General features: G+C 71.9%; 19 protein-coding genes and 1 tRNA gene. 3 read left to right on the forward strand and 17 right to left on the reverse strand.

The genetic code is table 11. The features are described 5' to 3' along the window. Nucleotides 1-24 precede the first annotated feature (24 nt). From BR70_RS0107990 to BR70_RS0108000, 3 genes are read right to left on the reverse strand one after another with little or no spacing between them, the layout of a single operon-like run. Nucleotides 25-945, reverse strand: coding sequence for an FKBP-type peptidyl-prolyl cis-trans isomerase (locus BR70_RS0107990; RefSeq protein WP_051596730.1), 921 nt, complete (start codon nucleotides 943-945; stop codon nucleotides 25-27). A 42-nt stretch (nucleotides 946-987) separates the two neighbouring features. Next, nucleotides 988-2,145 (reverse strand): tRNA (adenine-N1)-methyltransferase, encoded by a 1,158-nt coding sequence (locus tag BR70_RS0107995; protein WP_027465643.1) that lies wholly within the window; start codon nucleotides 2,143-2,145, stop codon nucleotides 988-990. After that, nucleotides 2,142-2,891, reverse strand: a complete 750-nt coding sequence (locus BR70_RS0108000) for an HAD family hydrolase (RefSeq protein ID WP_231495666.1) — start codon at nucleotides 2,889-2,891, stop codon at nucleotides 2,142-2,144. Before BR70_RS0108000 ends, BR70_RS0107995 begins: the two co-directional genes overlap by 4 nt. Before the next feature lie 147 nt (nucleotides 2,892-3,038). Here BR70_RS0108000 and BR70_RS0108005 point away from each other — a divergent pair, with 147 nt between their 5' ends. After that, entirely contained in the window at nucleotides 3,039-3,962 is a 924-nt protein-coding gene (locus tag BR70_RS0108005) for a proteasome assembly chaperone family protein (RefSeq protein ID WP_027465645.1), read from the forward strand. 782 nt (nucleotides 3,963-4,744) lie between these two features. On the opposite strand, the gene mshC is transcribed toward BR70_RS0108005, so the two are convergent. The 3 genes from mshC to BR70_RS0108020 form a co-directional block, all read right to left on the reverse strand. Further along, nucleotides 4,745-5,989 (reverse strand): cysteine--1-D-myo-inosityl 2-amino-2-deoxy-alpha-D-glucopyranoside ligase, encoded by a 1,245-nt coding sequence (mshC, locus tag BR70_RS0108010; protein ID WP_027465646.1) that lies wholly within the window; start codon nucleotides 5,987-5,989, stop codon nucleotides 4,745-4,747. Further along, on the reverse strand, nucleotides 5,986-6,816 hold the full coding sequence (locus BR70_RS0108015; protein ID WP_027465647.1) for an undecaprenyl-diphosphate phosphatase: 831 nt from the start codon (nucleotides 6,814-6,816) through the stop codon (nucleotides 5,986-5,988). Before BR70_RS0108015 ends, mshC begins: the two co-directional genes overlap by 4 nt. A 66-nt stretch (nucleotides 6,817-6,882) precedes the next feature. Continuing rightward, nucleotides 6,883-8,211, reverse strand: a complete 1,329-nt coding sequence (locus tag BR70_RS0108020; RefSeq protein ID WP_027465648.1) for a M20/M25/M40 family metallo-hydrolase — start codon at nucleotides 8,209-8,211, stop codon at nucleotides 6,883-6,885. A gap of 161 nt (nucleotides 8,212-8,372) precedes the next feature. Here BR70_RS0108020 and BR70_RS0108025 point away from each other — a divergent pair. After that, nucleotides 8,373-8,458: transfer RNA gene (locus BR70_RS0108025), tRNA-Leu, on the forward strand. Between the two features lie 354 nt (nucleotides 8,459-8,812). Here the strand turns inward: BR70_RS0108025 and BR70_RS0108030 are convergent. The 7 genes from BR70_RS0108030 to BR70_RS0108060 form a co-directional block, all read right to left on the reverse strand. Further along, nucleotides 8,813-9,397 (reverse strand): hypothetical protein, encoded by a 585-nt coding sequence (locus BR70_RS0108030; protein WP_035808310.1) that lies wholly within the window; start codon nucleotides 9,395-9,397, stop codon nucleotides 8,813-8,815. Nucleotides 9,398-9,408: 11 nt separating this feature from the next. Beyond that, nucleotides 9,409-10,548 carry a zinc-dependent alcohol dehydrogenase gene (locus tag BR70_RS0108035; protein WP_027465650.1) on the reverse strand — a complete coding sequence of 380 codons (1,140 nt, stop codon included), beginning with the start codon at nucleotides 10,546-10,548 and terminating at the stop codon, nucleotides 9,409-9,411. 156 nt (nucleotides 10,549-10,704) lie between these two features. Next, the gene (locus BR70_RS0108040; protein WP_027465651.1) at nucleotides 10,705-12,033 is read right to left on the reverse strand and encodes an NAD(P)/FAD-dependent oxidoreductase; all 1,329 of its coding nucleotides are present in this window, start codon (nucleotides 12,031-12,033) and stop codon (nucleotides 10,705-10,707) included. 32 nt (nucleotides 12,034-12,065) lie between these two features. Further along, nucleotides 12,066-12,275: a hypothetical protein gene (locus BR70_RS0108045; RefSeq protein WP_017887301.1), complete on the reverse strand. Its 210-nt coding sequence runs from the start codon at nucleotides 12,273-12,275 to the stop codon at nucleotides 12,066-12,068. 7 nt (nucleotides 12,276-12,282) lie between these two features. Then, the gene (locus BR70_RS0108050) at nucleotides 12,283-14,073 is read right to left on the reverse strand and encodes a DEAD/DEAH box helicase (RefSeq protein WP_027465652.1); all 1,791 of its coding nucleotides are present in this window, start codon (nucleotides 14,071-14,073) and stop codon (nucleotides 12,283-12,285) included. Nucleotides 14,074-14,279: 206 nt separating this feature from the next. Continuing rightward, a complete protein-coding gene (dinB, locus tag BR70_RS0108055) occupies nucleotides 14,280-15,524 on the reverse strand; it encodes a DNA polymerase IV (RefSeq protein ID WP_027465653.1) in 1,245 nt (414 codons plus the stop codon). A gap of 177 nt (nucleotides 15,525-15,701) precedes the next feature. Beyond that, nucleotides 15,702-16,865 (reverse strand): acyl-CoA dehydrogenase family protein, encoded by a 1,164-nt coding sequence (locus BR70_RS0108060; RefSeq protein WP_027465654.1) that lies wholly within the window; start codon nucleotides 16,863-16,865, stop codon nucleotides 15,702-15,704. A 23-nt stretch (nucleotides 16,866-16,888) separates the two neighbouring features. Here BR70_RS0108060 and BR70_RS20100 point away from each other — a divergent pair, with 23 nt between their 5' ends. After that, nucleotides 16,889-17,683: an SGNH/GDSL hydrolase family protein gene (locus BR70_RS20100; RefSeq protein ID WP_035808312.1), complete on the forward strand. Its 795-nt coding sequence runs from the start codon at nucleotides 16,889-16,891 to the stop codon at nucleotides 17,681-17,683. Between the two features lie 51 nt (nucleotides 17,684-17,734). Here BR70_RS20100 and BR70_RS0108070 read toward each other — a convergent pair whose 3' ends face one another. Genes BR70_RS0108070 through BR70_RS0108085 form a run of 4 tightly spaced genes read right to left on the reverse strand, consistent with a single transcriptional unit; the run spans nucleotide 17,735 to nucleotide 22,314 of the window. Next, a complete protein-coding gene (locus BR70_RS0108070; protein ID WP_035808570.1) occupies nucleotides 17,735-19,069 on the reverse strand; it encodes a serine hydrolase domain-containing protein in 1,335 nt (444 codons plus the stop codon). 42 nt (nucleotides 19,070-19,111) lie between these two features. After that, nucleotides 19,112-20,344, reverse strand: coding sequence for a D-alanyl-D-alanine carboxypeptidase family protein (locus tag BR70_RS0108075; protein WP_081827297.1), 1,233 nt, complete (start codon nucleotides 20,342-20,344; stop codon nucleotides 19,112-19,114). A 25-nt stretch (nucleotides 20,345-20,369) separates the two neighbouring features. Then, nucleotides 20,370-21,008, reverse strand: coding sequence for a DUF1097 domain-containing protein (locus tag BR70_RS0108080; RefSeq protein WP_027465657.1), 639 nt, complete (start codon nucleotides 21,006-21,008; stop codon nucleotides 20,370-20,372). After that, nucleotides 21,001-22,314, reverse strand: a complete 1,314-nt coding sequence (locus tag BR70_RS0108085) for an amidohydrolase family protein (protein ID WP_027465658.1) — start codon at nucleotides 22,312-22,314, stop codon at nucleotides 21,001-21,003. Before BR70_RS0108085 ends, BR70_RS0108080 begins: the two co-directional genes overlap by 8 nt. Nucleotides 22,315-22,433 lie beyond the last annotated feature (119 nt).

Consider the following 22,433-nt stretch of genomic DNA (forward strand, 5'->3'; position numbering starts at 1 on the left):
CGGTCCGTGGACGGTCGGACGGGGTCAGTTCGAGATCGCCCCGAGGACGTCGATCACGTACGCGTACGCGGTCCCCTGCTGGTTGACGATGGCCAGGACCTGGTCGCCGACGTGATGCCCGACGATCGCGGACCGGACGCCCTCGTCGACCTGGCCCTTGGTGAGCGGGATGGCCTGCGCGCCGGAACCGTCGGTCCAGCTCGAGCCGGCGACGGACGGGTCGGCACCCCAGGTGACGGCGGTGTACTTGATGACCGCGGTGTCCTTCGCGGTGAGCTCGCGACCGTCGCCCTTGCGGAGCAGGTGCGTCTCGTTCGACTTGGGGGCGCTCCACGACGGGATCGTGATGCCGGGGGCGCCGGACGGTGCGAGCACCACGGCCGGCATCTTGTCGCCGGCGAGCTGCGGGGTGCCGGTGGCGCGGGCGTCGAACGCGCGCTTGACGTCGATGACGGCGATCACGGCGTCCTCGGTCTTCTTCGACGAGGAGCTGGCACCGGTGCCGCCGGTGCTGCTCAGGGCGCTCTTCGGCAGGGCCACCGCCAGGCGGTCGCCCACGTGGGCGCACTGCAGCGAGGCACCGAGGGCCCCGTAGTTGCTCGCACCGGCGGTGATCGGTGCCGTCTGGCCCGAGTAGCCGCTCGTCTGGGCGACCTCGCCCGTGGAGCCGTCGACCAGGGTGTACTCGACCAGGACGGGGGTGCCGTCGTCGATCGTGCGACCGCTGCCCTGCTTCAGCACGGACACCTGGGTGCCCTTGGTGGTCAGGCCCTTCGGCACGTTGACCTTCGGCTCCGAGCCGAACTTGCCGGTGGCGGTCACCGCTTCGGACGCGGCGCCGGGAGCGGCACAGCTCGAGGGCGTGGTGCCGGCACCGTTCGAGGCGCAGGCGGTGAGCGACACCGCGAGACCGATGGTGACCAGGAGTGCGGGGATGGTGCGCACGGACCCTCTTTCCGTTCGATGCAGGACGGGCACGCCGTCAGCCTACCGTTCGTCCTCGACGGCCCCGGACGGAGCCGCAGCGGTGTCGGACAGCGCCGCAGCACCCTCCGCCACCGACGAGGCCTCGGCCGCCGCGACCTTGCGCGCCTGCGCCGCCGACTGCCGAGCCACCTTCCGGAGCTTCTTGTCGCTCGTCGCCCGCTCGCCCACGGCGCCGGGGGTCCAGGCCTCGATGTCCTCGTCCGAGAACTCCGCCTTGCCCGCGCGGCGCTTCAGGTTCGGTAGCACCGTCCCGTCGGCCAGGCGTCGTGCCGTGATGAGGAACCCGGTGTGCCCGACCATGCGGTGGTCCGGGCGGACGGCGAGGCCCTCGACGTGCCAGGTGCGCACCAGGGTCTCGCTCGGCATCGGGTCGGTGAAGCGTCCGGTGTCGCGCAGGGCCTCGGCCGTGCGGGACAGCTGCGTGACGGTCGCGACGTAGCAGACGATGAGTCCGCCGGGCACGAGGGCGTCGGCGGCGGCGTCCACGCATTCCCACGGCGCGAGCATGTCGAGCACGACGCGGTCGACGCTCTGTGGCTCGGTCGCGTCGGGCAGCGACTCGACCAGGTCGCCGACGGTGACGGACCAGTTGTCCGGGACGGCGCCGAGGAAGGTGCCGACGTTGCCCTTGGCGATCGCGGCGAACTCCTCGCGGCGCTCGAACGACTGCAGCTGCCCGGTCGGGCCGATCGCGCGGAGCAGGAACAGCGACAGCGCCCCCGAGCCGACGCCGGCCTCGACCACGCGGGCCCCGGGGAAGACGTCCGCGAAGGCCACGATCTGCGCCGCGTCCTTCGGGTAGACGATCGCGGCGCCACGCGGCATCGACATCACGTAGTCGTTGAGCAGCGGGCGGAGCGCGAGGTACTCGTCACCGGTGCTCGCCCGGATGACCGAGCCGTCGGGCTGCCCGATGACGTCGTCGTGCCGGAGCACCCCGCGGTGCGTGTGGTACTCACCCGCGGTCTCGAGCGACAGCGTGGTGAGCTTGCCCTTCGGACCGGTCAGCTGCACGCGGTCGCCGGCCCGGAACGGGCCGCGCGGCGGCGTGTGCGGTGCGCCGCCCGCGGTGTGCGGGAGCGCTGCGGTCGGGTCCGCGGTCGGACTGGAGGCGCTGCTCGCGTCCGCCTCGTCGCGTGCGTCGTCGGTGTGGCTCATCGGGTGACCCCTTCGGTGTCCGCAGCGTGCGCCGGGTCCGGCACCGCGCCTCCAGTCCGTGCGGCCAGTGCCGGCGTCGTCAACTCGACCAGACGGTCGACGTCGACCCCCGCCAGGGTGGTCAGGTGCACGTCGCCGCCGGCGATCTCGGACAGCGGGACGATGTGCTCGACGGCGACCGTGACGGCGCCGGACGCGACGGCCGACGCGACGCCGGTGGCGGAGTCCTCGATCGCGACGCACGCGGTGGGCTCGACGCCGAGCTGCGCGGCGGCGGACAGGTACGCGTCCGGGAACGGCTTCGGGCGGTCGACGTCGTCGCCGGCCACGACGACACGGAAGCCGCGCTCGCCCAGGGCGTCGGCGGCGACGAGTGCCATCTTGCGACGGGACATCGTGACCAGGGCGGTCGGGATGCCGCGGGCGTGGAGCTCCTCGACGAGCTCACGGGCACCCGGTCGCCACGGCAGTTCACCGGCGCGCAGGTGCTCCATCACGTAGTCGGTCATCCACTGGATGATCTCCTCGACCTCCATGTCGACGCCCTTGGCACGCAGGAGCTCACCGGAGCGCTCGAGACCGCTGCCCACCAGGGACAGGCCGTCCTCGTGGGTCCACTCGGCGCCGTAGCGGTTCGTCAGGTCGACCTGGGACCGCTGCCAGATCGGCTCGGTGTCGATGATCGTGCCGTCCATGTCCCACAGCACGGCTGCGGGCGGGACGAGGGCAGGAGGATGCGCGGTCACGGGCGACGAGTCTACCGGGGCCGTTCCGCTGGGCGCGGACGCGCGCGTGCGCCGACACCCCCTGGGCCTACAGTGGATGCCTGAATCGTGTCCGGCCGGGGGCATCGCTCCCGCCCCGCTCCGCTCCACCACCAGGAGGTCCGCTCCGTGCCACAGCACTCCCCCTTCAGCGACGGTCGCTTGCTCGTCGTCGCCTTCGAGGGCTGGAACGACGCCGGCGAGGCCGCGAGCGGTCTGGCGCGTCGCATCGTCGAGTCCCTCGGGCTCGACGAGCTGCGCGAACTCGACGGTGAGCGGTACGTCGACTACCAGTTCAACCGGCCCACCGTCGGCACCGACGACAACGGCGACCGCGGCGTGCAGTGGCCCCGGATCGTGCTGCACGGCCCCGGAGCCGAGGGGCGTCCGGTCATCGGCGCCACCGGCTCCCCCACCGACCGTGACGTCTTCGTACTCGTCGGTCCGGAACCCTCACGCACCTGGCGGGGCTTCTGCTCGGAGATCATCGACCTGGCGGACGTCTACTCGATCGACGCCGTCGTCTTCGTCGGCGCCATGCTCGCCGACGTCCCGCACACCCGACCGATCTCGGTCTTCGTGTCGAGCGAGAACGCCGGGGTCCGTGCCGCGTTCGACGTCGACAAGTCCTCGTACGAGGGCCCGACCGGCATCCTCGGGGTCCTCGCCGACGCGATGGACAAGGCCGGGCTGACCACGCTGTCCCTGTGGGCCTCGGTGCCGCACTACGTGCACAACTCGCCCTCGCCGAAGGCCACGCTGTCGCTGCTCGACAAGATCGAGGAGCTCACGGACGTCACGGTGCCGCGCGGGTCGCTGCTCGACGACGCCACCGAGTGGGAAGAGGGCATCGACGCCCTCGCCGCCGACGACGAGGACATGGCGTCCTACATCGGGCAGCTCGAGCAGGCGCGCGACACGGTCGATTCCCCCGAGGCCTCGGGCGACGCCATCGCGCAGGAGTTCGAGCAGTACCTCCGTCGCCGTGAGCGCAAGGACGGCAAGGACGGCGGCACCGCCGGTGGCGAGGGCCCGTGGCGGCCTCAGCAGTAGCCGTCACCCGCTGACGGCCTCCCGTCCGTGGGGGCGTGCGGTCACGACACCCCGCTCACGTCCGGCGAGTGGTCACGAACTGTCGGCTGCAGCCCGCCCGAGCGACAGTTCCTGACCCCTCGGCGGTGCGCACGCGACGTGTCGCGACCACTCCCCGGACGGGAGGCGCGGGTCGGACCCGCCACGGGCCTCCCGTCCGGCGAACGCGAACGGTCACGACACCCTGCTCACGTCCGGCGGGTGGTCACGAACTGTCGGCTGCAGCCCGCCCAGGCGACAGTTCCTGACCCCTCGGCCGCACACACGCGACGTGTCGCGGCCACTCGCCGCGCGGCCAGGACACCCCGCTCACCTCCGGCGAGTGGTCACGAACTGTCGGCCGCGGCCAGCCCGAGCGACAGTTCCTGACCCCTCGGCAGCGTGCACGCGGCGTGTCGCGGCCACTCGCCGCGCGGCCAGGACACCCCGCTCACCTCCGGCAAGTGGTCACGAACTGTCGGCTGCGGCCCGGCCGGACGACAGTTCTTGACCCCTCGGCGGCACGCACGCGACGTGTCGCGACCACTCCGCGGACGGGAGGCGCGGGGCCGGCCTGCCTCGGGCCTCCCGTCCGGCGGACGCGAACGGTCACGACACACCGGTCACCTCCGGCGAGTGGTCGCGAACTGTCGGCTGCGGCCCGCCCGGGCGACAGTTCCTGACCCCTCGGCGGCACGCACGCGACGTGTCGCGGCCACTCCGCGGACGGTCACAGCACCGGCGCGACGGCCCGTGCGCCGAGGTCAGGCCAGGCGGATGCCGAGCAGCGCGTCGATCAGGTCGAGGAGTTCCGCCGTGCACGCCGTACCGCCCGCGATCGCGGTGTCGACCGCGGCGACGGCACCGGGGGTGTCGAGGTCGTCGGAGACCCGTGCGCGGATTCGTGCCGCGACGTCCGCTGCGTCGTCGGCGTGCCCGGCGGAGGCTCCCGAGGCCCAGGCGTCCCAGCCGGCGAGCCGGGTCTGGGCGCTCGTCAGCTCGGTGTCGAACCACTCCCAGTCGTCGGAGTACTTGTGCGACAGCAGTGCGAGCCGGATGGCCCGGGGGTCGGCGCCGTCGTCGAGCAGCCCGCGCACGGTGACCAGGTTGCCGAGCGACTTCGAGATCTTCGTGCCCTGGTAGGCGATCATCCCGGTGTGCACGAAGGCGTTCGCGAGGGGCTGGTGCGCGAGGGCGGCGGCGTGCCCGGCGCTCATCTCGTGGTGCGGGAAGACGAGGTCGCTCCCGCCGCCCTGCACGCTGATCGGCAGCCCGAGGCGGTCACCGGCGATGACGCTGCACTCGATGTGCCAGCCGGGGCGACCGGGGCCGATCTCGGTGTCCCAGGCCGGTTCGCCGTCGCGCGCGGCGCGCCACAGCAGCGGGTCGAGCGGATCCCGCTTGCCCGGACGTTCCGGGTCGCCGCCGCGTTCGGCAGCGAGGGCGAGCATCGTCTCGCGGTCCAGGCCGCTCTCGTCACCGAGGGTCCACGCGTCGGTGGGGCGGTTCACGTCGAAGTACAGGTCGTCGCCCTCGGCGCCGTCGGTCGGGACCTCGTACGCGTAGCCGGACTCCTGCAGGAACGAGACCGCCTCGGCGACGCGCTCGACCTCGTCGGTGACGGCCACGAAGTCGTCCGGCGGCAGGATCCGCAGCGACTCCATGTCGCGGCGGAACAGGTCGACCTGCTCAGCCGCCAGGGCACGCCAGTCGACGCCGTCGCGGGCGGCACGCTCGAGCAGCGGGTCGTCCACGTCGGTGACGTTCTGCGCGTACTCGACGTCGAGCCCCGCGTCACGCCAGGCGCGGCCGAGCGTGTCGAACGCCAGGTAGGTCGCCGCATGGCCGAGGTGCGTGGCGTCGTACGGCGTGATGCCGCAGACGTACAGCGCAGCGCGGTCCTCGTCGCGGGCGGGGTCCACCGGCTTGCCCGTTGCGGTGTCGTGGACGACCGGTCGGGGCGCGGCGCCGGGGACGTCGGGGACGGATGGGGCCTGCCAGGCCCTCACGGCTGGATCACTCCGAGCGACAACAACACGATGAGCACGATACCGAGTGCGATCCGGTAGACGACGAAGGGCATGAAGCTGCGCTTGCTGATGTAGTTCATGAACGCCGCGATCACGACGAACCCGACCACGAACGCGACGACGGTGGCGATGAGCGTGTCGGCGAGTCCGAACGGCGAACCGTGGTCGCCGAGGCTCGTCGCGGCCTCGTAGAACCCGGACAGGAACACCGCCGGGATCGCCAGCAGGAACGCGAAGCGCGCAGCGGCCGGCCGGGTGTACCCGAGGGCGAGCCCCATCGACACGGTCGCACCGGAACGGGACACACCGGGCACCAGGGCGAGCATCTGCGCCAGGCCGATGAGCAGACCACCGCGGAACGTCATCTGCTCGATGCGCCGCTCCTTGCGGCCGACACGGTCGAGCACCCCGAGCACGACACCGAAGACGATGAGGACGATCGCGACGATCCAGAGGGACCGGAACGTGGTCTCGATCGAGTCCTTGAGCAGGAGCCCGGCGACCCCGATCGGGATCGTGCCGAGGATCACCAGCCAGCCGAGGCGGACGTCGGGGTCGCCCTTCGGCACGTCACGCTTGACCACCGACCGGAACCACCGCCCGATTATCCGGGTGATGTCCTTCCAGAAGTAGATGAGCACCGCGGTCTCGGTGCCGAGCTGCGTCACGGCGGTGAAGGCCGCACCGGGGTCCTTCGCGTCGGGCAGGAAGAGCCCGACGATGCGCAGGTGCGCGCTGGAGGACACTGGCAGGAACTCGGTGAGCCCCTGGACGAAGCCGAGGAAGATCGCCTCGAGGATGTGCATCGCACGGGCCTTTCAGGGGGGGGGAGGTCGGTCAGGGCACCGCCACGACGGCGACCATGAACAATATCAGTACGTGGCGAGCAGGTCGGCCAGCACCCGCCGACCGAACGCCAGCGAGTCGAGCGGCACCCGCTCGTCCACGCCGTGGAACATCGCGGGGAAGTCGACACCGGCCGGCAGCTGCAGCGGCACGAACCCGTATCCCGCGATGCCGAGCGTCGAGAGCGCCTTGTTGTCGGTGCCGCCGGACAGCAGGTACGGCAGGACCGGTGCGCCCGGGTCGTGCCGGCCGAGGACGTCGCGGACGGCGTCGACCAGCGGGCCACCGAAGTCCTGCTCGAGGCCGATGTCGCGGAACGACATGACCACCTCGACGTCGGGTCCGGCGAGCTCCCGCACACGCTCGAGCACGGTCTCCTCGTCACCCGGCAGGCAGCGGATGTCCACCAGGGCCTCGGCGGTGTCCGGGATCACGTTGTGCTTGTAGCCGGCGGTCAGCACCGTCGGGTTCGACGTGGTGTGCAGCGCGGCGTGGATGAACCGCGACGCCGAGCCGGTGGCCAGGGCGACCTCGTCCGGGCCGGTCACCGTCGGGTCGACCCCGAGGAACCGCGCCACCTCGGCGACCATCGCGTCCGTCGTGGCCGAGAGCCGGACGGGCCACTCCTCGCTGCCGATCCGGGCGACCGCCGCCGCGAGCTTCGTCACGGCGTTGTCGCGGATCACGTGCGAGCCGTGGGCGGCGGTGCCGCGCGCGATCAGCTTCACCCACATGAGCGCCTTCTCGCCGGTCTGCAACAGGTAGGCGCGACGGTCACCGAGCGTGATCGAGTACCCGCCGACCTCGCTGATCGCCGCCGACGCCCCCGCGAAGACCTCCGGGTGCTGGTCGACCACGTGGTGGGAACCCAGGACTCCCCCGGCCTCTTCGTCGGCGAAGTACGCGATCACCAGGTCACGCTCCGGCGCACCGTGCTGCTCGATGACGTCGGCCAGCGACGTGAGCATCATCGCGTCCATGTTCTTCATGTCGACGGCCCCCCGACCCCACAGCGATCCGTCCTTGACCACGCCACCGAACGGGTCGACCGACCAGTTCGCCGGGTCGGCCGGCACGACGTCGAGGTGCCCGTGCACCACGAGCGCCGGCTTGTCACGGTTCCGGCCGGGCACCCGCGCCACGACGCTCACCCGGTCCGGCTCGGACTCGAACAACTGCGGCTCGATACCCAGCGCGCGGAGCTTGTCCTCGACGTAGTGGGCCGCCTCGGTCTCCCCACGGGACTTCCCCTCGCCCCAGTTCGTCGTGTCGATGCGGATGAGGTCGCGGGCGATCGCCGCGGTGGCCTCGAGCTCGGGCACGGACTGCGGCTCGGAGGGCTCCGGGTTCGTCATGGCTCCACGGTATCGGTCGGCACCGACCCCGACGCCGAAGCCCGACACACAGGACTCGCCCGGGATGCGCGACCGTGTTCATCGCGCGTTCAGACCCGTGCTAGTGTCTTCTCTCGGCAGGAACGCCGGGTTCAACCCGGGAAACAGACACCAGACACCCTGTCCGGGTGGCGGAATTGGTAGACGCGCTAGCTTGAGGTGCTAGTGCCCGTATTAGGGCGTAGGGGTTCAAGTCCCCTCTCGGACACAGGAAATGCATGCCCCCTGACCTTTCGGTCGGGGGGCATTTTCTGTTGTGTCTTCCCGGCGAGTGCCGCCATCGCTGCGCTCAGGGCGTCACCGCCTCCGGGGCGCCACTTCGCTGCGCTCAGGGCGACCACGTGCCACTTCGCTGCGCTCGGGGCGAGCGGGGGCGGGGCAGGTGGGGGCTGTGGACGCGGGACGTGCGGACTGGAGGCGCGGGGCAGGGCCGCAGCGCGCCTCCAGGCCGGAACGTGCGCACGTCACGGGCCGGTGCGACGTTGCGCACTCCGTGTGACGGAACAAGGTCGCACCGAGTGGGCAACGTCGCACCAAGGTGCAAGCCCGGCGGCGCGCGCGGTCAGCGCGAGCGGCGCACCCGCCGCACCACCAGCACCACGGCACCGAGCGCCGCGAGCCAGCCCCAGTTCGCGACCACCGGGTCGAGCACCTGGTGCCGCCAGTCCGACCGACTCGACCCCAGGCGCGACGCAACGGGGTGGCTCCCACGCTCCGCCGCGACGCCGGTCTCGCTGATCACCCGGTCCGGCCGACCCCGGAGCGCATCGGTCACCCGGTGCGTCGCGACGTCCAGGCGGTCCCCGACGACGAGCAGCATCCAGTGCGCCAGCCGGCCCTCGCTGAACCTCGCGTACGCCAGGCGCCGCACCGCTCCCGGCACCCCTCGGAGCGGCTGCGCGGTGCCGAACACCGGCGTGACGTGCGCGTGCTCGATCGACCGCTCACGGCCGGCAGCGCCGGGCTGCTGCGACGGGACGTCCCAGTGGGCACCGGTCGCGGCGCCGGCCTCGCGCGAGAGCTTCGGCACGGACGGCCGGTCTGCCGGGTCGAGGTCGCTCCCCCACCCCGGGATGCGGGCACGGAGCTCCTCGGCGGACGGCACCCGTCGGGGTGGATCGGCGATGTACGGGGTGTGGTCGGACACGTCGGGCCTCCTCACGGCACGACGACGGTCTTGATGCAACCGTCGAGCTTGGACGAGAACAGGTGGTAGCCCTCGGCGATGTGCTCGAGGGGGATGCGGTGCGTGATGATGTCGCTGGGCTTGAAGTGCCCGGCCTGGATGTGCTCGAGCAACCGCGGCCACTGGCGCTTCACGTGCGCCTGGTTCGTGTGGATCGTGACGCCCTTGTTCATCGCGTCACCGAACTTCACCGCGCTCGGGATCGGCCCGTACGCGCCGATCGCCGAGACCGTGCCGCCCTTGCGGACGCCGTCGATCGCCCAGTTGAGCGCCGTCGGGGAACCGCCCTGCAGCTTCAGCTTCGAGGCGGTGACCTGCTGGGTGAAGTTGCCGTCCGCCTCGGCTCCGACGGCGTCGATCACGCTGTCCGCCCCCAGGAAGTCGGTCTGCTTCTTCATCTCGAGCACGACGTCGTCGACCTCGGCGAAGTTGATCGTCTCGGCGTGCGCGAAGCTCCGGGCTTTCTCGAGCCGGTACTCGAGCTGGTCGACGACGATCACCCGGCCGGCTCCCATGAACCACGCCGACGCCGCGGAGAACAGTCCGACCGGCCCGGCACCGAGCACCACGACGGTGTCGCCCTCGCGGATCGACGCCAGCTGCGCCCCGAAGTACCCGGTGCTCAGTGCGTCCGTCATGAGGAGGGCGTCGTCGTCGTCGAGCCAGTCCGGGATCACCTGCGGTCCGACGTCGGCGAACGGCACCCGCACGCGCTCCGCCTGCCCGCCGTCGTACCCGCCGGTGGTGTGCGAGTACCCGTAGATCCCGCCGACCGCGGTCGCGTTCGGGTTCACGTTGTGGCAGTTCGCGAAGAGTCCGCGGGCGCAGAACCAGCACGTCCCGCAGAAGATGTTGAACGGGACCATCACGCGGTCCCCGACCGACAGGGTCTCGACGGACGAGCCGATCTGCTCGACGACCCCGATGAACTCGTGGCCGAACGTGTGCCCGACCCGGGTGTCGGGCAACATGCCGTGGTACAGGTGCAGGTCCGACCCGCAGATCGCCGCCCGTTCCACCCTGACGATCGCGTCGTTCGGGTGTTCGATCCGGGGGTCCGGTTTTTCCTCGACGCGGACCCGGTAGGGGCCGCGGTACGTCATGGCGCGCATGGACGCTCCTCTCGTTCGTCGCGTCCACGCTGGCGCGCGCCACGTTGGAACGGACACAGGACCGCAGATGGCGGACAGGCGGTGGACGTCCGCACAGACGGACGGGAGGCGCGGTGCCAGCTGGCACCGCGCCTCCCGTCCGATCTGTGGGTGCGTCTAGCTCTTCGACGCCTCGACGAAGTTGCGTCGCGGGTCGGTTTCCTTGATGAGCGAGGTCGCGTCGCGACCCGACACGGCACCGGTGATCCAGCCGATGATGATGCGGGCCTTCCGGTTCAGGGTCGGCATCGCGTACACGTGGTACGCGCGGTGCGCGAGCCACGCGAGCAGGTTGGTCATCTTGATGCCCTTGATGTTCGCGGCACCCTTGCCGACACCGTACGACGCGACGGTGCCGATGGAGGGGTGGCGGTACTCTTCGAGCGGCTTGCCGGTGATGGTCGCGACGATGTTGTCGGCGGCGACCACGGCCTGACGCACGGCGTTCTGCGCGTTCGGCGGGTAGAACGCCGGCTGCTTGTCGGCGGTCAGGTCGGGCACCTGCGCGACGTCACCGAGACCCCAGACGCCCTCGACGACCTGGTGGGTGTCCTCGGCCTCGACCTGGAGCTTCGCGTTCGCGGCGAGGTGGCCCTTCGGCCCGCGCGGCAGGTCGGAGGCGTCGAGGAGCGGGTTCGGCTTGACGCCCGCGGTCCAGACGAGCAGACCGGTGGCGAACTCGTCGCCGTCGGAGAACTTGACGACGCCGCCCTCGGCGCTCGGCATGGTGGTCTTCAGGCGGACGTCGATGCCACGGGCACGGAGCGACTCGAGGGTCCACTTGGACAGCTCGGGGCCGACCTCGGGCGCGACGCGGTCGAGGGCGTCGATGAGCACCCAGCGGGGCTGCTCGCCGGCGAGCGACGGGTAGGTCTTGATGGCGGCCTGCGACACGTCGAACAGCTCGCCGATCGCCTCGACGCCGGTGTAGCCACCGCCGACGAAGACGCTGGTCAGCAGACGGCGACGCTCGTCCTCGTCGCGGGTGGCAGCGGCCTTCGCGATGTTGTCGAGGAGCTTGGCGCGCACGTAGGCGGCCTCTTCGACGCTCTTGAAGCCGACGCCGTACTCCTCGAGCCCGGGGGTCGGGAAGGTGCGGGTGACGGAACCGAGGGCGACGACGAGGTGGTCGTAGCCGAGGGTGCGGTCGTCGCCGCCGGCGGTCGCGATCGAGACGGTCTTGTCGGCCGAGGAGATCGCGGTGACCTTGCCCTGGATCACCCGGGTCTTGCGCAGTGCACGGCGCAGCTCGACGGTGACGTCCTTCGGCGCGATGTGGCCACCGGCGACCTCGGGCAGGAACGGCAGGTACGTGTAGTAGGTGTTCTGGTCCACCAGGGTGATGCGCATGGGCACCGTGGCCGCGTGCTTCTGGAGCTGCTTGACCGTGGTGTAGCCAGCGGAGCCGCCGCCGAGGACGAGGACGTGAGGGATCGAGTCTGCCATTCCTCCGGTCTACCGGACTTTGGCTTGGCGCGTCATGAGTTCCGCGGCCTGTCGCGGAGCCGCCACCACGCGGTCTCGGCCAGTTCGGGCCCCGTGAACACCCCGTGCGGGGTGCGGCGGGACTCGGTGAGCGAGAAGCGGCGCAGTCGGTAGCCGCCGCCGAAGCGGTCGATGATCGCCTCGGGTGACGCCTCGGGGTCGCGCTTGACGTACCAGGTGCGGTCGTCGACCGGCTCGATCACGCCGCGGTCACCGTCGCCCGCCGATGCGGGAGCGCAGGATGTCGATGCGCTTCTGGATCTGCTCGATGCTCGCCTGCGCCACGGCCGGGCCACCGCTGATCCGCCGGAGTTCGGCGTGGATCGCACCGTGCGGTTCGTTCGAGTGCCGGGACCAGATCGACACGAGCCGGGCGAGCTCGGTGCGCTGCTCCTTGATCGTCATGTACATCGGGCGGTCGGGCTCGGGCGCCTTCGGCATGCCGTCCTTGGCCGTGCGGCCCTTGGACCGCTTGGCCTGGGTGGCCTGCCGGGCGCGCAGGAGGTCGCGCACCTGGTCGGGTTCGAGCAGCCCGGGGATGCCGATGAAGTCGAGCTCCTCGAGGGAACCGACCTCGCCGCCGGTGCCGAACTCACCGCCGTCGTAGAGGACGCGGTCGAACGACGCCTGCGAGTCGAGCGCCTCGAACGGCTGGACCTCGAGCAGGCTCTCGGACGCGCGGTCTTCCTTGTTGGCCTCGGCGACCATCGCGTCTTCGGGGTTGTACATGCCGTCGTCGGCGTCCTTCGGGCGGTCGAGGGCGTGATCGCGCTCGAGCTCGAGGGTGGCGGCGAGGGCCATCAGGCCGGGGACGCTCGGCAGGAAGACACTCGCGGTCTCACCGCGGCGACGGGCACGCACGAAGCGGCCGATCACCTGGGCGAAGAACAGCGGCGTGCTCGCGCTCGTGGCGTACACGCCGACGCAGAGCCGCGGGACGTCGACGCCCTCGGAGACCATGCGGACGGCGACCATCCAGCGCGAAGTGTCCTCGGCGAACGCGCTGATGCGGCTCGACCCGGCGGCTTCGTCGGACAGCACCACGGTGGGACGCTCCCCCGTGATCTGCTGCAGGATCCGGGCGTAGGCGCGCGCCGTGGTGGTGTCGGTGGCGATGACGAGGCCGCCGGCGTCGGGCACACCGCGACGGACCTCGGTCAGGCGCTTGTCGGCGGCGGAGAGCACGGCCGGCATCCACTCGCCCTCGGGTGACAGCGCGGTGCGCCAGGCCTGGGCCGTGATGTCCTTCGTGACCTGCTCACCCAGGGAGGCCGACATCTCGTCGCCCATCCGGGTCTTCCAGCGCATCTGTCCGGCGTAGGCCATGAACAGCACCGGGCGGACGACGCCGTCCTTCAGGGCTCGGCCGTAGCCGTAGTTGTAGTCGGAGATCGAGGTGCGGATGCCCTGCTCGTCGGGGGCGTACTGCACGAACGGGATCGGTGCGGTGTCGGACCGGAACGGCGTCCCCGACAGCGAGAGCCGCCGGGTGGCGCCGGAGAACGCTTCTCTGATGCCGTCGCCCCACGTCAGGGCGTCGCCACCGTGGTGGACCTCGTCGAGGACGACCAGGGTGCGGCCGCCCTCGGTGATGCGCTTGTGCACCTCGGGGTTCATGCCGACCTGGGCGTACGTGATCGCGACGCCCTGGTAATGCCGGCCGAACATGCCGTCGCCGTTCTTGAACATCGGGTCGATCCGGATGCCGACACGGTCGGCGGAGTCGGCCCACTGGCGCTTCAGGTGCTCCGTCGGGGCCACGACGACGATGCGGTCGACGGTGCCGCGGGCGAGGAGCTCGGTCGCCAGCCGCAGCGCGAAGGTGGTCTTGCCGGCGCCGGGGGTCGCGGCAGTGAGGAAGTCGCGGGGTTCCTTCTCGAAGTACTTCGTGAGCGCTTCGATCTGCCAGGCGCGGAGCTTCGACGCCGTGCCCCAGGCGGCCCGGTCCGGGAACGCCGGCGACAGGTGCTGGACGGCCGAGTTGCCGGCCGCTTCGGCCAGCGCCGCGGCATCGGCTTCGTCACGGGCGGCGTCACCCTGCGCCTGCGCCGTCTCGTGTGCCGGGGTTTGGTGCGCCGGGCTGCCGTCGTGCGTCGACGACGATCCGCCTGCGCCGGACTGGTCGTCACCCGACTCCGCCCACAGCGTGGCGGGCTGCTGGTCTTCGTACTCCGCTGCGCTCACTGAACCCGATTCTACCGCCACCGTCAGTCCTGCCGAGCGTGCGGGACGCCGCCGTCAGGGGTCCGGCGGACCAGGGATGCCGGTCGCAGCACGCCGGCGCCGAAGCGTGCGGCGACCGCGTCGACCGTGGTCTCGGTGTCACGCCACGGCGCGTCGTCGTCCCACAGGGCGTTGCTCGCGGCCGCGGGCACGAGGTTCTCGCCGCGCACCCCGATCAGCCGGATCTGGTTGCCCGGTCGGTGCAGCACGTCGTACAGCTCGACGGCTTCGCGGTGCAGGCGCTTCGCGACGTCGGTGGGCTCCGCCAGGGTGCGCGACCGGGTCAGGGTGGTGAAGTCGGTGTAGCGGACCTTGAGTGCCACGGTCCGGGCCTGCACGTCGGCCTGGCGCAGGCGGACGGCGACCTTGTCGGCCAGGCGAAGGAGTTCGCGGGCGACGTCGTCGCGCTCGGTCAGGTCGCGGCCGAACGTGACCTCGTGCCCGATCGACTTCTCGCCGACGCCGGTGTCGACCACGCGGGGGTCGCGGCCCCAGGACAGGTCGTGCAGCCGCTGCCCGCCGGCCGGGCCGAGTGCCGACACCAGTGACCCGAGCGGGGTGTTCGCCAGGTCGCCGACCGTGCGGATGCCCCGGCGTTCGAGCGTCTCCTGCGTCTTGCCGCCCACACCCCAGAGCGCGGACACCGGCTGCGGGTGCAGGAACGCCACGGTGTCGGCGGCGGGGACCACGAGCAGGCCGTCGGGCTTCGACCGGCTGGAGGCGAGCTTCGCGACGAACTTGGTCGACGCCGCACCGACGGAGCAGTGCAGACCGGTCTCGGCGAGGACCGTGCGGCGGATGGCCTGGCCGATCTGCCACGGGGTGCCGTACAGCCGGAGGGCGCCGGCGACGTCGAGGAACGCCTCGTCGATGCCGAGGCGCTCGACCCGCGGGGTGAACCGGTCGAAGATCGCCATCACCGCGGCGGACTGCGCCCGGTACTTCTCGAAGTGCGGTTCGACGATGACGGCGTTCGGGCAGCGGCGCTTGGCGACGGCCATCGGCATCGCCGAGTTGACGCCGTAGCGACGGGCTTCGTAGGTGGCGGCGGTGACGACGGAGCGGTCGGAGTCGTGCCCGACGATGACCGGCAGACCCACGAGGTCGGGGCGGTCGAGCAGTTCGACGGAGGCGAAGAAGGCGTCCATGTCGACGTGCAGCACGGTCGCCGAGACGTCGTCCACCGGTGCGTCGGAGACGAGGCGGTTCCGTCCGTCCTGCTTGCTCACACCGAGATGATGCCAGGCGCCGCCGACATCGCCGTGCCCGGGGCCGATCGCGATCGGACGGTGCGAGGTTCCGGACGTGGTGCGAGGGGGCGCGGATGCCACCACGTGCGGAACCTCGCACCGGAGTGCGCCGGAGTGCCCCGGAGCGCAGCGCCTCGCACGGTGCGCGCGCAGCGCTCAGCCGAGCGGGCCGAGCACCGACGCGGCGATCGTCCGCGCCGCGGAGTCCCGCGACGACGGGTGGTACTGCCCCGCGCGGACGTCACGCGCCAGCCGCGCCAGCTCGCTCGACGACCGGAACGCCGAGCCGCCGACGACGCGCATGGCCTCGTCCACGACGTGCTGCGCGGTGTCCACGGCCCGGGCCTTGGTGCCGACGAGCAGCGGGAACCAGCGGGCTCCGAGGTCGTCGAGCTCGTCGACCGACCGCGCCAGCGAGTCGACCTGCAGCGTGATCGCGTCGACCGCACTGCGCAGGTCGGCGATCGCCCGACGCACGTCGGGGTCCTGCGACCGCCTGGTGCCGTTGGCCGCGGTGCGCCCCGCCACGGCGGCCGTCGCGAGCGTGATCGCGCGCTCCGCGACCCCGGCGTACACCGACGCGATGAGGAGCTCGAACGACGCGAAGATCCCGAACACGAGCGGGTCCTGGTTCGGCCCGACCGGCAGCGACCGGACGATGCGGTCGACGGGGACGTGCACGCCGTGCAGCTTCGTGGTGCGGCTCTGCGTCGCGCGCATCCCGAGCGTGTCCCAGTCGTCCAGGTGCTCGACGTCGCCGTCGGACCGCAGGACGAACCCGTGCACGAGCCGTGGCTCCGGACCCGAGGTGTCCTTGCCGAAGACGCTCATCACGTCCCACGCCGGTGCGAGGGACGTGAACACCTTCGTGCCGGTGAACCGGTACCCGCCGTCGCCGTCCGGCTCCGCCGTCGTCGACGAGTCGAACAGCACGGCGTCGTTGCCGGGTTCGCTCACCCCGAAGGCGAGCAGGTGGTCGTCCGCAGCGTGGTCGGTGACGGCCTGGAGGAACGACTCGCCTCGTGCACGTACGGCGCGGGCCGCCTGCACCCACACCTGGTGCATGCCGAGGCCGAGTGCCGTCGCCGGTGCGGCCTGGGCGAGGGCGCGCTGCACCCGCGCGGTGCCACGGAGGCCGAGGCCCGCCCCGCCCTGCTCGACTGGGACACCGATCCGCAGGTAGCCGGCGGCGCGGAGCTCGTCGAGGTCCTCGGTGCAGAACGCGTTCGCGGCGTCGTAGCCGGGGGCGCGCTCGGCGATGCGGTCGAGCAGCTCGTCCGGCACCGACCAGCCGACGGCATCCGTGTTGGCCTTCGTCATGCCACGAGACTAGGGTCCGGAACGTGTCAGATCGTCATCCTTGGACCAGGTACGTCGCGATCGGTGACTCGTTCACCGAGGGGATCGGGGATCCCGACCCCACCGTCCCGGGCGGCAACCGCGGCTGGGCGGACCGCGTCGCCGAGGTGCTCGCACACCAGACTGACGACTTCGCCTACGCGAACCTCGCGATCCGCGGGCGGCTGCTGCAGCAGATCATCGACGAGCAGGCCGAGGCCGCCGTCGCCCTGCACCCGGACCTCATCACGGTGTCCGCCGGCGGCAACGACATCATCCGCCCCGGCTCGGACCCGGACGAGCTCGCCGAGCGCGTGGACCGCCTCGTCGCCGACCTGCGCCGCGACGGAGCCACCGTCGTGCTGTTCACCGGCCCGGACGTCGGGATGACCCCGGTGCTCGGCATGGTCCGCGGCAAGACGGCGATCTACAACGAGAACCTGCACGCCATCGCCCTGAAGCACGGCGCCCTGGTGGCGAACACGTGGGCACTCCGGGTGCTCCGGGACCCGCGGATGTGGGCTCCGGACCGCCTGCACCACTCCCCGATGGGCCACTCGACGATCGCCGCGGCGGTGCTCGACACCCTCGGCGTGCCGCACGGGCTCGAACCGTTCAACCCGGACCCGCTCGAGGCGCGGCCGTGGCGCGAGGCCCGCGCCGAGGACCTCGGCTGGGCCCGGGAGTACCTGGTGCCGTGGGTGGTCCGGCGCATCAAGCACACCTCGTCCGGGGACGGGTTGTCGGCGAAGCGACCCGAGCTGCAGATCGTGACCGAGCACCCCTCCGACACGCCGTAGACGCGACGCGGCGCGGGGCCGAGGGACGAGAGGCCGCGGAGCCGCAGGCCCTCAGTCCGCGGGGCGCCGCAGCGTGAGCGGTCCGTCGTGCAGCGGCTCGGTCTGCCAGCTCGTCGTCGTCGATCCCGTGGCGGGGTCGATCCGGACGTGCGCCAGGTGCGGGGTCTCGACGAACCGCACGTCGACCAGGACCGTCCCGTCGTCCGCCACGGCACCGCTCGCGGCGAGCGGGCCCTCGGCGGCCCACTCCCCCTGCCCGACCGGCACCGACAGGGAGCCGCCGTCGACGTCGAGCGTGAGCCGCCACCCGTCGCCGTCGCGGGCCAGCGGACCGACGTCGGCGAGGCCCTGCAGCGGACCACCGTCCACGGCGGGCAGTCCCAGGGAGGCGAGCCGGGCCTCCAGGGCGGATGCCGAGCCCGCGTCGGGCGTGCGGTCGACGGCGGGCAGCAGGTGCTCCCAGACCGCGTCGAGGACGGCCTGCATGTCGAGGCTCTGGCCGGTCATCGCGAGCACGACGTCCTGCTCCGGCAGGACGACGCAGAACTGCCCGTAGGCGCCGTCGCCGCGGAAGCCGTGACGGGCCATCCAGAACTGGAAGCCGTAGCCCTGGGACCAGTCGGGGTTGGCCTCGTCCGGGTTGGCGACCTGCGTGCTGGTCGCCTGCTCGACCCAGTCGGCGTCGAGGATCCGCTCGCCGTCCCAGACGCCGCCCTGCAGGTACAGCTGGCCGAGCTTGGCGACCGCGTCGGTCGGGGCGTAGCACCCGCTGTACCCGAGTTCCGCGCCGGTGTCGTCGCGGCGCCAGGCGAGGTCGTCGATGCCGAGCGGGTCGAGCAGGTGCGGGCGGAGCCACGCGACGAGGGAACCGCCGGTCACCCGCCGGACGATCTCGGCGAGGGTGTAGGTGCACGGCTGGTTGTAGGCGAAGACCGTGCCGGGCTCCGCGTCCGGCGGGAGCAGCAGGAACCCGCGCACGGTGTTCGTCGGGTCGAGGGCCCGGGCGCGGTCGATCGTCTCCTCGCGGTGGCCGCTCGCCATCGCGAGCAGGTGCCGGACGCGGATGCGGCGGCTGCGTTCGTCCGTGACGTCGGCGTCGAGCTCCGGGAAGTACGACAGCACGGTCGCGTCGAGGTCGATCAAGCCCGCCCGGACGGCGATGCCGACCCCCGCGGCGGTGAAGCTCTTGCTCAACGAGTAGAGCAGGTGCACGCGGTCGGCGGCGTAGGGCTGCCACCAGCCCTCGGCCGCCACCTGGCCGTGCCGGAGCAGCATGATGCTGTGCGGCTCCACGTCGGGCGTGGACTCGAGGGCGTCGAGCAGGGCGGTCACGCCGCCGGGATCGATGCCGAGGGCGGCGGGGGTGGTCCGGGGGAACGTCGTCATCGTCGTCACCCGACCGACTCTACGGTCGGCGGACGACGGGCGTCACGCCCCCTGGAACGGGTTCGTCCAGCGCCACCAGACGCCGGGGTCGTCGATCGTGCGCTCGAGCGCGAGCGGCACCGTGACCGGGTCGTGGTCGGAGATGCGGAACCGGACCTGCCCGACCCGTTCGCCCTTCGTGCCGAAGGTCACCTGCTGCAGCTTCGCCTTCGCGGTGACGGTGGTCTTGCCCCACACGAGCACCTCGGCCGCCTTCGTCGTGACCGCGTCGGCCTCGTCCTGCCACGGGGTCGAGAAGGTGCCGAAGGTCTGCCCCTGGTGGGTGAGCGTCACCACCTGGAAGTTGTCCGCCACGGACCGCAGCAACCGCTGCACGTCGACGTCGAGGGAGTCGTGGTCGACACCGCCGAGCATCACGCCGACGACGGTGACGTCCCTGCCACCGCGCTCGTACGTCGCCGCGAACAGCAGACAGGCGCCGGCCTCGTCGAGGGTGCCGGTCTTGATCCCCTCGATGCCGTCGAGGCCGAGGAGCTTGTTCGAGTTCTCGATCTGCCCCGCACCGGGCACGGTCACCTGCTTCGTCCCGACGACCTGCTGCACGACCGGGTTCGCGAGCGCGAGCTGACCGAGCGCCACCAGGTCGGTCGCGGTGGACCGGTTGTCCGCGTCGAGGCCGGTCGGCTCCTCGATCGTGGTGTCGTCGAGGCCCTGCCGGTCGAGCCACGCGTCCGCGGCACGGTCGTACGCCTCCAGCGACCCGAACGCCCAGATGGCGAGGGCCCCTGCGTAGTTGTTCGCCGACTTCATCAGCATGACCTGCAGGGTCTGGTACTCGGACAGCTTCAGTCCGGCTGGCATCGGCGCGACCTCGCCGTTCACCGCCGCGTACTTGGCGTACAACCCCTGCATCTCCGGGTTGAACGCGATCGAGGGCCCCGGCTCGCCCCGCTCGAGAGGCTTCGCGTCGAGGACGACGAGAGCGGTGACGATCTTCGAGATGCTCGCGATCGGCCGGGGCTTCGTGTCGCCGCTGGTGCGGAGGCTCTCCGGGAAGTCGGTCGCCTCGACCGCCGTGGCACCGTAGCCGGGGAACCGCAGGTCCGGCACGCTCGTCGTGGGTGCCGAGTAGGTGGTCGTGCTCGCGCTCGCGGGGGCGAACGGCACGACCGCCGCAGCGACGAGGTAGCCGGCGACGAGGAGCAGGACGGCGACCACCGAGATCGTGACCGGCCTCCGGACGGCGGAGCGGGGGCGGCGGACGACTGGTGACACGGGACCCGAGCGTACCGGTCCGCTCCTAGGCCGAGGCTGCGACGGGCTGGTCGGGCTGGCGTTCCGGAGCCGGGGCCGGGGCCGGGGCCACTGCGCCGGTGGCCACTGCGCCGCTGGCCGCGACGACGGCGTCGGCCTCGACGACGGTGCCGGCCGGCTCGGGCCGGGCGAAGGTCAGGCGGCGGGACAGGTACGCGAACACCGGACCGAGCGCGTTCATCAGCACGACCGACACCCAGGCTGCCCAGGCGTTCCCCGGGTCGAAGCCGAAGCCGCCGAAGCACGTCGCGAAGAACGAGGCGAACCCGAGGAACATCCCGGGGACGAGCCCGAACAGCTTCGTCCGACCCGTGTACATCAGGGCGCAGTTCACGACGAGGATGAGCAGCGCCAGCACGGTGTTCTGCGCCGCCTGCCCCTCGCCGAACAGGGTGCCGAACCGCTGGTCGAGCAGGACGATGACCAGGCCGAACGCCGACCCGATCGGCATCGCGGCCCACAGGCGGGTGGCGTTCCGCAGCGTCGGCTTGCCGCCGAGCAGGAACATCCCCGCCCAGCTGATGAAGATCGCCCAGGTCGGCAGGTGCAGGGCGTTGCCGCCGATGAACGCCGTGGCACCGGCCAGGACGGAGGCGACGATCTCGTGCGGGATCCGTTCACGCATGGCTGAGTTCCTTCGATCGGTTCGTGGTGCGGCTGGTGGTGAGACGGACGGTCCGGGTGGTCTCGGCGACGACCCGGCCGCGCTTGAGGACGAGGGCGCGGTCCGGCCGGTCGAGCAGGACGCCGTCCGGGTCGGTGGTCGAGAGCACGACGAGGTCGGCGGCGGCGCCGGGCCGGATGCCGTGGGTGTCCGCGACGCCGACGACCTCGGCCGCCCCGGTGGTGGCCATGGCGAGCACCCGTCGCAGGTCGTCCGGGCCGGACAGGTGCCCGGTCTGCGCCAGGAGCAGCCCGACGTCGAGCAGGTCGGCGTTGCCGAACGGGGTGAAGGCGTTCCGGACGTTGTTCGACGCGTAGGCGCTCGTCACACCGGCGTCCCAGAGTTCGCGGACCGGCACGACCCCGCGCCGCACGTCGTGGTCGTCGGACCGTCCCCCGAGGTGCAGGTCGGTCGCGGGCAGCGGCACGACGGCGACCCCGGCGGCAGCGAGGCGGTCGAACAGTACCCGGCGCTCGCCGCGGGGCAGGCTCGCGACCGAGGTCACGTGGCCGAGCGCCACCCGTCCCTGCAGCCCGCGGACGGTCACGCGGTCGGCGATGTGCCCGGCGAGGGCGTACCGCGGGTCGGAGGTGTCGTCGGCGAAGTCGGCGTGCAGGTCGGCCGGCACCCCGAACTCCTCGGCGAGGTCCAGGACCGTCTCGACGTGTTCGTGGCAGGCGGCCAGGGTGTGCTCGTTGTAGGTGCATCCCCCGATGACGTCCGCCCCCGCGGCGAGCGCCTGACGGAGCAGCGCGAGGGTGCCCGGTGCCTTGGCGATGCCCTCCTGGGGGAACGCGACGATCTGCAGGTCGAGGGCCTCCCGGTACTCGTCGCGCAGGTCGAGCAGCACCTCGACGCCGGTGAGCCCGACGATCGGATCGACGTCGGGGTGTGCGCGGACGAGCGTCGTGCCGTTCGTGATGGCCTGGTCGAGCAGGGTGCGGGCGCGGTCGCGGACGGTGGCGTGGGTGAAGCCGCGCTTGAGCTCCCCCGTGACGGCGATGGCGCCGGCGAGGGTGCCGTCGGGGTTCGGGCGTTCCCGGTCGAGCAGGGCCTTGTCGACGTGCAGGTGTGCCTCGATGAGCCCGGGGATGACCACGCGCCCGGCGCAGTCGACCACGCGGGTGGGAGCGGCACCGGTGGCGGTGCTGTGCGCCGAGCCCAGCCCGGGCAGCGCGTCGGTCACGCTGACGATCACGCCGTCGGCGATCGCGACGTCGACGGAGCGGCCGTCGGTCAGCCGTGCGTTGGTGAGGACCAGGTCCACGTCGAACCCTCTTCCGGTCGGTGCGGGTGGGACGTGCTCCACCATTCGCCCGCCGTGTTTCGGGTTCCGACGCCGCGTGTGACGGCCGTGTAAAAGATGGTCGTACCAATGAACCAAGC

It is taken from the genome of Curtobacterium sp. UNCCL17 (assembly GCF_000686685.1).
GTDB classification, from domain to species: domain Bacteria; phylum Actinomycetota; class Actinomycetes; order Actinomycetales; family Microbacteriaceae; genus Curtobacterium; species Curtobacterium flaccumfaciens.